Origin of the sequence: Clostridium moutaii, assembly GCF_041205085.1 — a bacterium.
Classification (GTDB): Bacteria; Bacillota; Clostridia; order Clostridiales; family Clostridiaceae; genus Clostridium_B; species Clostridium_B moutaii.
This window is the reverse complement of the sequence record NZ_JBGEWD010000001.1, coordinates 311,514-324,526: the sequence shown is the minus strand read 5'-3', so window position 1 is coordinate 324,526 and position 13,013 is coordinate 311,514. Positions and strand designations below refer to the sequence as shown.

Annotated in this window: 12 protein-coding genes and 1 riboswitch; of the genes, 11 read left to right on the top strand and 1 reads right to left on the bottom strand. The window is 33.4% G+C overall.

Translation table 11 applies throughout. The annotated features are described in order from the left end of the window. The first annotated feature begins 138 nt into the window (after positions 1-138). Positions 139-239, top strand: a riboswitch (purine riboswitch). Between the two features lie 141 nt (positions 240-380). The 10 genes from purE (at position 381) to AB8U03_RS01670 (ending at position 11,511) form a co-directional block, all read left to right on the top strand. Then, on the top strand, positions 381-860 hold the full coding sequence (gene purE, locus AB8U03_RS01715) for a 5-(carboxyamino)imidazole ribonucleotide mutase (RefSeq protein ID WP_369702803.1): 480 nt from the start codon (positions 381-383) through the stop codon (positions 858-860). Position 861: 1 nt separating this feature from the next. Further along, the gene (gene purC / locus AB8U03_RS01710) at positions 862-1,569 is read left to right on the top strand and encodes a phosphoribosylaminoimidazolesuccinocarboxamide synthase (RefSeq protein WP_369703016.1); all 708 of its coding nucleotides are present in this window, start codon (positions 862-864) and stop codon (positions 1,567-1,569) included. A gap of 40 nt (positions 1,570-1,609) precedes the next feature. Further along, entirely contained in the window at positions 1,610-3,055 is a 1,446-nt protein-coding gene (gene purF, locus AB8U03_RS01705; protein ID WP_369702802.1) for an amidophosphoribosyltransferase, read from the top strand. 13 nt (positions 3,056-3,068) lie between these two features. Beyond that, positions 3,069-4,064, top strand: coding sequence for a phosphoribosylformylglycinamidine cyclo-ligase (gene purM / locus AB8U03_RS01700; RefSeq protein WP_369702801.1), 996 nt, complete (start codon positions 3,069-3,071; stop codon positions 4,062-4,064). Further along, complete coding sequence (gene purN / locus AB8U03_RS01695; protein ID WP_369702800.1) at positions 4,052-4,666, top strand: phosphoribosylglycinamide formyltransferase; 615 nt, start codon at positions 4,052-4,054, stop codon at positions 4,664-4,666. Before purM ends, purN begins: the two co-directional genes overlap by 13 nt. A 20-nt stretch (positions 4,667-4,686) precedes the next feature. Beyond that, on the top strand, positions 4,687-6,186 hold the full coding sequence (gene purH / locus AB8U03_RS01690; protein WP_369702799.1) for a bifunctional phosphoribosylaminoimidazolecarboxamide formyltransferase/IMP cyclohydrolase: 1,500 nt from the start codon (positions 4,687-4,689) through the stop codon (positions 6,184-6,186). A gap of 28 nt (positions 6,187-6,214) precedes the next feature. Then, positions 6,215-7,456: a phosphoribosylamine--glycine ligase gene (purD, locus tag AB8U03_RS01685; protein WP_369702798.1), complete on the top strand. Its 1,242-nt coding sequence runs from the start codon at positions 6,215-6,217 to the stop codon at positions 7,454-7,456. Positions 7,457-7,614: 158 nt separating this feature from the next. Then, positions 7,615-8,619: a phosphodiester glycosidase family protein gene (locus AB8U03_RS01680; RefSeq protein ID WP_369702797.1), complete on the top strand. Its 1,005-nt coding sequence runs from the start codon at positions 7,615-7,617 to the stop codon at positions 8,617-8,619. A 13-nt stretch (positions 8,620-8,632) separates the two neighbouring features. After that, the gene (locus AB8U03_RS01675) at positions 8,633-9,685 is read left to right on the top strand and encodes a hypothetical protein (protein WP_369702796.1); all 1,053 of its coding nucleotides are present in this window, start codon (positions 8,633-8,635) and stop codon (positions 9,683-9,685) included. A gap of 395 nt (positions 9,686-10,080) precedes the next feature. Continuing rightward, the gene (locus tag AB8U03_RS01670; RefSeq protein ID WP_369702795.1) at positions 10,081-11,511 is read left to right on the top strand and encodes an amino acid permease; all 1,431 of its coding nucleotides are present in this window, start codon (positions 10,081-10,083) and stop codon (positions 11,509-11,511) included. Between the two features lie 71 nt (positions 11,512-11,582). Here the strand turns inward: AB8U03_RS01670 and AB8U03_RS01665 are convergent, their stop codons facing one another. Next, complete coding sequence (locus tag AB8U03_RS01665; protein WP_369702794.1) at positions 11,583-12,476, bottom strand: MBL fold metallo-hydrolase; 894 nt, start codon at positions 12,474-12,476, stop codon at positions 11,583-11,585. Positions 12,477-12,669: 193 nt separating this feature from the next. On the opposite strand from AB8U03_RS01665, the gene AB8U03_RS01660 reads away from it, so the two are divergent. Continuing rightward, the gene (locus tag AB8U03_RS01660; protein WP_369702793.1) at positions 12,670-13,002 is read left to right on the top strand and encodes a hypothetical protein; all 333 of its coding nucleotides are present in this window, start codon (positions 12,670-12,672) and stop codon (positions 13,000-13,002) included. Positions 13,003-13,013 lie beyond the last annotated feature (11 nt).

Here is a 13,013-nt window from a genome sequence, read left to right as displayed (position 1 = left end):
TAATAATAATGTTCGATATGATACGAATATTATTCATATAAATGATGTTACAATTTCAATTTATACGAATATTACAAGATAAATTGAAGTTAATATATTGAATTATACAATTCCATATGTTAATATAATTATATCAGAAACAAATACAAATGGAGCATCCATATAATCCTAATAATCTGGTTTAGGAGTTTCTACAGGAAGCCGTAAATTTCCCGTCTATGGATAAACTTATTTGAGATTGCATATTTTTGTTGTGCTGAATTTTAAAAATAAGTTTGCCAATTTCAAGGTTCCCTGTAGATTCATAATTATGGATTTTAGGGATCCTTTTATATTTAGAAAATATAATACAAGGATTATGAATTTTAAGGAGGATACGTATGAAAGTAGCAATTATATTTGGAAGCAGTTCTGACATTGATAAGATGAAAGGAGCGGCTAAAGCGTTAAAAGAGTTTGATATTGAATATGAAGCTTATATTTTATCAGCTCATAGAGTTCCGGAAAAACTTTTAGAAACTGTAAAAAGGCTGGAAAATGAAGGCTGTGAGTGTATTATTTCAGGTGCAGGTCTTGCGGCACATCTTCCGGGGGTTATTGCAGCTAATACAACGGTACCTGTTATAGGAGTGCCGCTTAATGCAGCTATTTCAGGGCTTGACTCCCTATTTTCAATAGTGCAGATGCCAAAATCAATACCAGTTGCTACAGTCGGCATAAATAATAGCTACAATGCTGGAATGCTGGCAGTGGAGATCTTATCGCTTAAATATTCTGAAATTAAAAAGAAATTAATTGAATATAGAAAAAATATGAAGGAAAAATTTATTAATGAAAATGGAAAAGGAGTGGAATTATAAGATGGAAAAGGGAAAGATGATATATGAGGGAAAAGCAAAAAAGGTCTATGAAACTGAGGATGAGAATAAAGTTATAATTTATTATAAAGATGATGCTACAGCTTTCAATGGAGAGAAAAAAGGACAGATTTCAGATAAAGGTGTAATGAACAACACAATAACTTCAATGCTCTTTGAGCTTTTAGAGAAACATGGAATAGAAACTCATTTTGAAAAAAAATTAAGTGACAGGGAGCAGCTTTGTAAAAAAGTTGATATAATTCCACTTGAAGTAATAGTGAGAAATGTAGCAGCAGGAAGCATGGCAAAAAGGTTGGGCTTAAAAGAGGGAACTGCCCTTAAAACTACAGTTTATGAATTGAGTTACAAAAATGATGAACTTGGAGATCCTCTTATAAATGATTATCATGCAGTTGGAATTGGAGCTGCTACTTTTGATGAGCTCAAGGTTATTTATGATATGACAGCAAAGATAAATGATGTTTTGAAAGAGTTCTTTTTAAAGCAGGGGATAAAATTAATAGATTTCAAAATCGAATTTGGAAAATTTAATGGAAAAATACTTTTAGCTGATGAAATATCACCGGATACCTGCAGATTGTGGGATGCAAAAACCAATGAAAAATTAGATAAAGATAGATTTAGAAGAGATTTGGGGAATGTAAAGGAAGCATACGAGGAAATATTAAAAAGAATAAGCAATAATTAGTTAAAATACTTATTCTATGGGTATAAAAGGAGAGAATTTTATGTGCACTTTAAATGATAAATTTAACACTTGTTCCTGTATTGATTTGGAAGAGGATAAATTTAAAGATGAATGTGGTGTATTTGGTATATTTTCTAAAAATGATTTAGATATAGCATCTCTGACCTATTATGGACTCTATGCGCTGCAGCACAGAGGACAGGAAAGTGCAGGAATTGTAGTTTCCGATGGAAGTGAATTTAAATACCATAAGGGAATGGGACTTGTTTCAGACGTATTTGATAAAAAATTGCTGGATGGGCTAAAGGGAAAAAGCGCTATAGGCCATGTGAGATATTCTACAGCCGGATCCAGTACTTTAAACAATGCCCAGCCTCTTATAGTTAAGTATAAATTGGGATCTATTGCTATAGCGCATAATGGTAATTTAGTTAATGCAGATGTTATAAGAGCGCTTCTAGAAGACGCAGGGTATATTTTTCAAACTTCTGTGGATTCAGAAGTTATTTTAAGCCTTATTGCACGGGAGGCAAAAAGAGATATAGGTAAAGCTGTAGTAGATGCGGTTCAGGCTGTAAAAGGATCTTATGCTATTGTTATCTTGACGGAAAATGAGCTCATAGGTGTTAGGGATCCAAATGGAATAAGACCTCTTTGCATAGGTGAGTTAAATGGAGATTATATACTGTGCTCTGAAAGCTGTGCACTGGATTCAATAGGTGCGAATTTTGTAAGAGATGTAGATCCCGGAGAAATTGTCATAATAAATGAAGATGGAATTAAATCTATAAATTTTGCAGAAAAGACAAAATGTGAAACCTGCTCTTTTGAATATATATATTTTGCAAGACCAGACAGCACTATAGATGGGATAAATGTTTATACCTCTAGAATCAAGGCAGGAAAAATACTCTATAGTGAAAATCCGGCAGAAGCAGATGTGGTAATAGGTGTTCCTGATTCGGGAATACCAGCTGCACTTGGATATTCGGAGGCTTCGGGTATTCCATATGCTATAGGTTTTATAAAAAATAAGTATGTGGGAAGGACATTTATATCTCCTTCCAAGGAACTCAGATCCAAAGCTGTAGCTGTAAAATTAAATCCGCTTAAAGTAAATGTTGAGGGCAAAAGAGTTGTGATAGTTGATGACTCCATAGTAAGGGGAACTACAAGCAAAAAACTTGTACAGATACTGAGAAGAGCTGGAGCTACAGAGGTCCATTTTAGAGTAAGTTCTCCTGTTGTAAAATATCCATGCTATTTTGGCATTGACACTCCTTACAGAAATGAACTCATAGGTTCCAGTGCAAAAATAGAAGAGATTAGAGATGAAATAGGAGCGGACAGTCTGGGATATATCAGTATAGACGGAACTTTAAAATCTTTAGACTGTAATGCTGAAAGAGGATACTGCGTAGGATGTTTTAGTGGAGTTTATCCAATATCTGCACCTATGGAAAAGGACAAAAATTATTTAGAGTAAAGGATGGTTTAGCATGGTAACGTATAAAGATGCAGGTGTTAATATTGAAGAAGGTTATAAATCTGTAAAACTTATGAAGGAATATTCAGCAAAGACTTTTATTCCAGGTGTCTTGAATGGACTTGGGAGTTTTGCAGGCATGTTTGAATTGGGAAAATACAAAAATCCCGTGCTTGTTTCGGGTACGGACGGAGTTGGAACAAAATTAAAGATAGCTTTTCAAATGAATATATATGATACAGTGGGAATAGATTGCGTTGCCATGTGTGTAAATGATATTTTATGTCATGGAGCAAAACCGCTTTTCTTTTTGGATTATTTAGCTTGCTCTAATTTACAGGCAAAGGTTGCGTCTGATCTGGTGAAAGGTGTAGCGGAAGGATGTATTCAAGCAGGATGTGCATTGATTGGCGGTGAGACAGCTGAAATGCCCGGCTTTTATGCTAAAGGTGATTATGATATGGCAGGCTTTGCTGTAGGAATTGTGGAAAAAGACGGCATAATAGACGGGAGTACGGTAAAAGAAGGGGACGCACTTATAGGAATAACTTCAAGTGGGATTCACAGTAATGGCTATTCTCTTGTAAGAAGTCTTATAAAGGATTTTGACGATAGTTTTGGTGAAGATACTATTGGAAAAGTGCTTTTAACTCCTACTAAAATATATGTAAAACCTGTTTTAGGACTTTTGAAAAAATTTAATATTAAAGCCATGGCTCATATAACTGGCGGAGGTTTTTTTGAAAATGTACCTAGAATGTTTAGAGAAGATTTTACTGCAGTTATTGACAAAAAAAGTTATGAAGTGCCCGATATATTTAAATATATCATGGATTTAGGAGTAGAAGAAAAGCAGATGTATAATACTTATAACATGGGAATAGGTTTTGTGCTTTGTGTAGATCCTAAAGACTCCGAAGGTATAATTTCTGAGCTCAGTAAAATGGGTGAAAAAGCATGCGTAATAGGAACTGTAAGAAGAGGGGAAAAGAAAGTATGTTTAAAATAGCGGTTCTGGCTTCCGGTGGTGGAACGGATTTTCAATCCATAATAGATGGAGTTGAAAATGGATATCTGAAAAATTGTACTATAGAGCTTTTGATAACAGATCGTCCGGACATATACGCTCTTGAAAGAGCTAAAAGGCATAAGGTTAAATATCATGTGGTTGATAGAAAAATTTACAAAGATAAAATATCAGATGAAATATTGAAGCTGCTGTATGGGAAAGTGGATTTGATAGTATGTGCAGGATGGCTTTCCATACTTAAAGGGGATTTGATTTCAAAATTTGAAAATAAAATAATAAATATACATCCTTCTCTGATACCTGCATTTTGCGGGGATGGAATGTATGGTATAAAAGTACATAAGAATGCAGTTGAAAAGGGTGTTAAAGTATCTGGATGCACTGTGCATTTTGTGGATACGGGTACAGACAGCGGTCCTATAATTTTTCAAAAAGCAGTGCCTGTTTATTTTGAGGATACGGCAGAGGAACTTCAAAAGAGAATATTGAAAGAGGAGCACAAAGCACTTCCTGAAGTTATTAAGCTTATTTCTGAAAATAAAGTTACAGTAAAAAGTGGAAAAGTTAAAATTTGCAGATAAAATAATTGGAGGCGCAAATTATGATAAAACGTGCACTTATAAGTGTTTATAATAAAGAAGGTTTATTGGAACTAGCACAGTTTTTAACAAATAGGGAAGTTGAAATAATATCTACGGGGGGAACTTATAAATATTTAGCTGAAAATAAAATAAAGGTTACAGAAGTGTCAGACGTTACAGGATTTGATGAAATATTGGACGGAAGGGTTAAAACACTTCATCCGGTTATACATGCAGGTATACTTGCCAAGAGAGACAATAAGAAGCATATGGATACCATAAAGGACAAGGGTATACTTCCCATAGATATGGTAGTTGTAAATTTATATCCTTTTTTCGATAAAGTATGTGACAATATAAGTTTTGAGGATAAGATAGAGTTTATAGATATTGGTGGGCCAACGATGATAAGGGCTGCAGCCAAAAACTTTAAAGATGTGATAGTAGTTACTGATGTAAATGATTATTCTGGGATAATTGAAGAAATAAAATCTTCAGGGAATGTAAGATATGAGGTTAGAAAAAAACTGGCAGGAAAGGTGTTCAATTTGATGTCTGCTTATGATGGAGCTATAAGTAATTTCCTGCTGGAAGAGGAATATCCGGAATACTTGAGTTTGTCTTATAAAAAATTGGAGAATTTAAGATATGGGGAGAATCCACATCAAAGTGCAGCTTATTACACTGAAACCGTAGGAAAAGCCCCTATGAAAGATTTTGAACAGCTTAACGGTAAAAAGCTTTCATATAATAATATGAGGGATATGGATATGGCATGGAAAGCAGTAAATGAATTTGATGACATATGTTGTGTCGCAGTTAAGCATAATACTCCTTGTGGTGTGGCAATTGGGAAAGATCTTCATGAGGCTTATGTAAAGGCTTATGAATGTGATCCAACTTCCATCTTCGGAGGAATTATAGCACTGAATAGAAAATTGGATGCAAAAACTGCTGAGGAAATAGTGAAAATCTTTGTGGAAATAGTCATAGCACCGGATTTTGATGAAAATGCAGTTCAAATATTAAAGAAAAAGAAGAATTTAAGAATAATAAAATGTGAGGCAAAACCTACAAATGGCTATGAAATAGCAAAATTAGACGGAGGAATACTTGTACAATCTGCAGATACAAAACTGGTAGATGAAATGAAAGTTGTAACGGAAAAGAGACCTTCAAAAGAGGAAATTGACAATTTGATTTTTGGAATGAAGGTCTGTAAATATGTAAAGTCAAATGCCATTGTAGTGGTTAAAGATCTTATGGCAAAGGGAATTGGAGGGGGACAGGTAAACAGAATATGGCCTGCATGTCAGGCGCTGGACAGGGCAAAAGATGGTGTGGTACTGGCATCTGATGCATTTTTCCCATTTAATGATGTGGTAGCGGAAGCTGTAAAATACGGGATAAAAGCTATAATTCAGCCAGGCGGATCTATAAGGGATAATGATTCCATAGAAGAATGTAATAAAAATGGAATTTCTATGGTGTTTACGGGAGTAAGGCATTTTAAACATTAATTTGAAATAGAAAGGGGGTAATTATGAGTTGAAGGTATTGGTGATAGGATCAGGTGGAAGAGAACATGCTATTTGCTGGAAATTAGCTCAAAGTCCCAATGTGGATAAAATATTTTGTGCTACGGGAAACGGTGGAATAGAGTTGGAACACAAGTGCAGCAATGTGAATATAACAAAGATAGATGATCTTATGGATTTTGTTTTGAAAAAAAATATAGGTTTAACTGTAGTGGGTCCTGAAATTCCACTTACAGATGGAATCGTGGATAAATTTAAAAGTAAGGGACTTAGCATATTTGGTCCCTCATTAAAAGCTTCTATGCTGGAGGGAAGCAAAATTTACTCGAAAAACTTTATGAAGAAATATGGTATTAAAACAGCAGAATATGAGATTTTTGACAATGTGAATAAAGCTTTAAAATATATTGAAAATTGCAGTTATCCTGTTGTCGTAAAAGCAGATGGACTGGCAGCTGGAAAAGGGGTATCCATATGTCAGAATTACAGTGAAGCTAAAGTGGCACTAGAAGATTTTATGATAAAAGATGTATTCAAGGGGGCGGGAAAAAATGTTATTATTGAAGAGTTCCTACAGGGGGTAGAAGCTTCAATACTGACTATAACAGATGGAAATACTATTATTCCTTTTATATCCTCAAAAGATCATAAACAGATTTATGATGGCGGTATAGGACCAAATACTGGAGGAATGGGAGCCATAGCTCCAAACCCATATTGCAGTGAAGAAGTTCTAAAAGATTTTAAAGAAAATATAATGAATCCCACTTTAAGGGGAATACGGCAGGAAAAGCTGGATTATACGGGTATAATTTTCTTTGGAATTATGATAACTAAAAAGGGAGTTTATCTTTTGGAGTATAATGTCAGAATGGGAGATCCTGAAACTCAGGCTGTGCTTCCCCTTATGAAAAGTGATTTTATAGATTTAATTCAAGCTGCTCTTTCCGGAAAGCTCCTGGATTTTAATCTGGAGTGGAAAAAAGGCGCATGCTGCTGTGTTGTAGCTGCTTCTAAAGGGTACCCTGTAAAATATGACAGTGGATTTGAGATAAAGGGTATAAATAGTGAAAGCAATATTTTTACAGCAGGCGTAAAAAAAGAAGATGGAATTTTTAAAACATGCGGGGGAAGGGTTTTATCAGCCTATGGAATTGGTGATAATTTAAATGGTGCAATTGAATGTGCTTATAAAAACTTGAAAAAAATAAGTTTTGATGGAATGTACTTTAGAAAAGATATAGGAAAATAATTTATATTTAAATTTATCTTAATAAAAGCTGATCTTGTTTAAATGAAAAACAGATCAGTTTTTTAAATTATTGTTACATAATTCTTTTTTACTGGAAATAATTTTAAGATAATAGTAAAATATAAAATAGTTGTTTACTATATGGAGGTTATTTTAATATGGGTAATACGAGAAGAACTAAAAAGAGGAAAAAGAAATTTTCTTTTAAATTGTTTTTTATATTTATAATTTATGAACTTATAGTAATTACAGTAACTGCCCCTGTGCTTATATTTTACGGGCCATTTAAAAATGTAAGAAATCAAGTAGTGGGAACGGCTATGGCGACTTTTACTCACCAGTATATAGCCACCTTATTTTTGTCAAAAGACAAGATAAATCAAATACTTCAGGAAGGAAAAGATGGTCAGACTACAAGTGGGGAAGCTGAAAACCCAAATGATGTAAATATAGCTCATGTTGGGGATAAGAACATAAAAAGATATGATATAGATACTTCAAAATTTAATGGTTATATTCTGGAAATAAATGATCCTAAAAGGATACGCATAGGATATACCAGCAAGCTACGTGAAGTGGGAGAGAGAACCAGTGAAATAGCAAAACGCAATGGAGCAGTAGCTGCTATAAATGGAGGAGGATTTACAGATAAGACTAGCGGTGGAAAGCTTTGGGTAGGAACAGGGGCCTATCCTGAGGGAATTGTAATATCAGGAGGAAAGCTCATATACAGCGATGTAAACGCCAATGAAAAAATAAATGTTACAGCTTTTACTTCAAGCGGAAGACTCATAGTAGGGGATCATACGCTAAATGAATTACTTGCTCAAAATGTGGTGGAGGCCATTTCTTTCAGAAATTCACTAATAATAAATGGAAAAACTGTAGCAGTGCAAAATGAGGGATTAAATCCAAGAACAGCCATAGGGCAAAAAGCAGATGGAACCATAATCATGGTTGTTGTAGATGGAAGAAAGGGACTGAAACTGGGGGCCTCTTTAAAAGATATCCAAAACATACTTTTGCAGCAGGGAGCAATCAATGCAAGCAACTTAGATGGAGGGTCATCCAGTACTATGTATTTAAATGGAGAAGTTATAAATAATCCAAGTGATTGGAATGGAGAGAGAACTGTAGCTACAGTTATATATGTAAAACCTTAGAGGAGAGTGTGTAATGAAAAACTTTAAGAGAATAATTATGTGGAGTCTGATACCTGTAGTTATAGAATTAATAGGTCTTTTCTTTGTGGATAAATTTTATTTTGCTGGGGAAACAAATTTCAGTATAAAAAAAGTTGATACTTCTTCAAAGCAGGCTGAACATAAAATAAATGTGAAGATACCAGAAGATGCAGAGCAGGTTAAAGTAGCCAGCAGCGGAAATTACATATCCTATTATGATGGTCAGGCTTTACAGGTAGTTGACACCATCAAAAATGATGTAAAACAGGTTAGTCTTGAAAATGATTTGTCCTATTATACATGGAATTTAGACACGGATACGCTGCTTATAGCAGAAAAGACAAGTACAGGAGGAAATTCAAGAAATTTAAAATTTGAATCATATGATGCAAAACGTGATGAAATTTATCCGCTGAAAAATTTAGAAAAAAATCAGGAGCTTTCCATATTACTTCCGGATGATTCCTATGAAGCTAAACACATAGCTTTCTCAGGGGCAAGTAATGTATTTTATGTAACCAGTTCGGGAAGTGAGGACACAAACAGCAGAATATACAGAATTGATGTAATGATAAGAATGAATCTGGTTAATTTTGTAAGATGCAAACTTGGAAATATAGGTGCTGTAAATGGTACGAATGGAGATGAACTCATATATGAAGATAGGACATCCAACAGAATCAGAACTGGAAGGGGAGGAATAATAGCAACTGGAGAAAACGCAATGCACTATCTTTTAAATACAGATGAAAATAATAATATCTATATAGGAAATGGTGAAGATAATAAAGTTAATAAAATATTTGTGACAAATCTTAAAGTAGACAGAAACAATTGGAAGACATATACTCTTCCGCAATATGTGAATAAAAGCAGCATATATATTACAAGAGACAGAAAAATATATGTGGATAGTCCGGAAGCAGGTGAAATAAAAGAACTAACTACAGGCAAGATTACAAAGTATGAAGGAAAGTTGATATCTGTGTATGATTATGGAGTAATAAGTCAGAATGGAAATAAAATAGTGAATAGTTTATTTTAATATGAGGATATATTGCTGTGTATAAGTAAAAGAACATTATATTACTAGCAATATATCCTTATTAGTTATTGCAGCATTGCTAGATTACATTCATAGTTCTGAATATTTATATTATTTATAATTGCGAATAATTTAAAGAATATATTCTATGAATTTTTTGTATATTGATAAAATAACAAAAAAATATACGTAAAAATAATACAATCATATTTTTTGAAAGAAATTAAATTGCCAAAACGCCTGTGGTTATTGAATTTACAAAGCTTTAGACTGAAAACGTATTTTATAGATAATATTCTGAATATTCTATATATTAATTCAAGTAAATAAATTTATGCTATAATTACACTAGTTTTAAATTTAATTAATATTATTTTTTTGAAGGGAGTGTAAATATGGCTACTAGTAATTCCGTATTTAGGACCAGATCGCTTGACTCGCTATTAGCTGAAACGAAGGGAAAAAAGGCATTAAAAAAAGTATTAGGACCTTTTGAACTCATGATGCTTGGAATAGGTGCTATAGTGGGGACGGGAATATTTGTATTGACAGGAGTAGCGGCAGCAAATTATTCAGGACCAGCACTAATATTATCTTTTGTATTTTCGGGAATTACCTGTTCTTTTGCTGCATTATGTTATTCCGAGCTGGCTGCAATGATTCCTGTTGCAGGTAGTGCCTATACCTTTGGTTATGTGGGTCTAGGTGAAATCTGGGCGTGGATGATAGGTTGGGATTTATTGATGGAGTATATGGTAGCGGTTTCAGCCGTTGCTGTTGGATGGTCCGGGTATATAGTAGCACTTTTGGAATCAGGTGGAATCAAATTGCCATCGGCTTTAGTTAATCCTCCAGGTCTAAATGGAGGGATGATAAACCTGCCCTCAGTGTTGATTTTATTTGTAATAATGCTTTTCCTTTTTAGAGGGGTTAGTGAAAGTGCCAAACTCAACGACATACTTGTTTTAATAAAATTAGGTGTGGTAGTGCTGTTTATAATCTTAGGAGTAGGACATATAAAACCAGTTAACTATCATCCATTTTTCCCATATGGTGTTGGTGGTGTATTTAAGGGCGCAGCAGTTATATTTTTTGCTTATATAGGCTTTGATGCTGTTTCCACAGCAGCTGAAGAAGTTAAAAATCCCCAAAAGGATTTACCTATAGGCATAATAGGTTCTCTGTTAGTTTGTACTATTTTATACATTATAGTTTCAGCAGTATTGACAGGAGTATTGCCATATTATGTCTATAAGGATACTGCAGCTCCAGTGGCATTTGCACTTCAGCAAATAGGAATTTCCTGGGGATCCGCTTTGGTTTCTGTTGGTGCTGTATGCGGACTTACTTCAGTGCTTTTGGTTATGAGTTATGGTTCAACCCGTATATTATTCTCATTATCAAGAGACGGATTGCTTCCTCAAGTTTTTTCATCAGTACATCCTAAATATGGTACACCTGTAAAGAGTACTGTTCTTGTTGGAATTATAGTAATGTTGCTGTCAGGATTTGTTCCGCTGGGAGAATTGGCCACTCTTACAAATATAGGAACCTTGTTTGCCTTCATCATAGTATCTGCATCCGTCATAGTTCTTAGAAAGAGACGACCAGAATACAACAGGCCATTTAAATGTCCATGGGTACCTTTTGTACCAATAGTGTCTATACTATTCTGTGCTTATTTGATATGGAATCTTCCTCACTTGACCAAAATGGTATTTGTGTTATGGTTATGTATAGGACTTGTAATTTATTTCTGTTATAGTAGAAGTCACAGCGTAATGAATAATGAAGACAATGCTTTTTCTCCAAAGGATGGAAAATAGATCAAATGATTCTTTGAATAAAAAAGGAAAGATAGCGGACATGCTCCTTATCTTTCCTTTTTTAAAATTTATTATTTTGAACTGAAATAATATAATTTACCATCTTCCACAGAATAATCTATAAGTTTATTATTATATAAATAGGATATAAAGGCAGATATTCCACCAAAGTTTAGATGGTATTCATAAAAATTTAAAGATAAATTATTTAGTATGGTTATATTTTCCAATATATCCTCCCGGGTTAAAGGTTGATCCAAGAGATCCAGAATTTCATTTTTGTAGTCATTTATATTGGAAATATTTTTATCCACTAAAGCCATTATTCCCTTTTTATCAAGTAATTTTTTAGAATGTCCTATTAAAAAATAGTCTGCATCTATATCCTTTATTTTATTTAATGACAATAGACTGTCTTCTATATTATATAAGTACGGAAAAGAATATTTATCAAGTATTTCACTGCTGAATATGGAATCTCCCAGAAAACATACCTTCTCAGGTGTCACTATGCCTATATGTTCTATGGAATGACCGGGTAGTGGAATAATGATAAATTTTTCTTCATTTAATTTGTTTATTCCATAATCTAAAATAAAATCTACATCTATAGGTTTGTTACTTCTATCAAATGCCCTTGAAGGATAGGAAGATGAAAGCATAGATGAGAAAAGTTCTTGATTTTCCATAAATAGTTTTTCATTTTTAGAGGTATAAACCAGGCAACCTGGATAATTCTTTTTAAAGTATAAATTCCCGCCGCAGTGATCTAAATGACTGTGGGTATTTATTATAAACTTAGGATGAAGGTTATTTTCTGTCAGTAAATTGTCCATTTTTTTAGCCTCACTATTATTTATACCTGTATCTACAATTAAGCAGTTCTTATTTTTAAAAATAAAAATTCCACAATTAGTTGGACTATCTATATAATAAGTATTGCCTTTTATTTTATTCAAATCCATTTAACGACACTTCCTCTTAGAATTCTATAAATATTTTAACATATATAGATGATAACATATTTTATTCTTTAAACAAAGTTATGAACTAAGTACAAAATCATCATGTAAATTTTGAAATTTATATGTTATGGTGATATAATTTTTAATAAGTGTCTTTATCCTGAGAAAATATTTAAATATGGAGGTATCTTATATGGATTCAACAATGACAGGTCTGTTAACTTTTTTAGGATTTATGGGTATTATTCAAGGGCTGGGAATGAAATACAGCAAGTCAGTACGTAAAAAGTTCATGCTGGATGCAGAAGGCGTGGACAAGAAATATGTTAATTTTAAAATAAATTTTCTTATTACAGTGGGAACAGTAATATTAGTCATTGAATTAGTTACATATTTCTATTCTCAATTAGGCAATAAATTGGAAATATTGCTGTCTGCGTTTTTACTTTTGGCGATTACTTCGGATTTCGTATATAAGAGAATTAGAAATAATCGTAATAAAAAACAAAATATAAAAAGAAACTGAGATAGCCATAG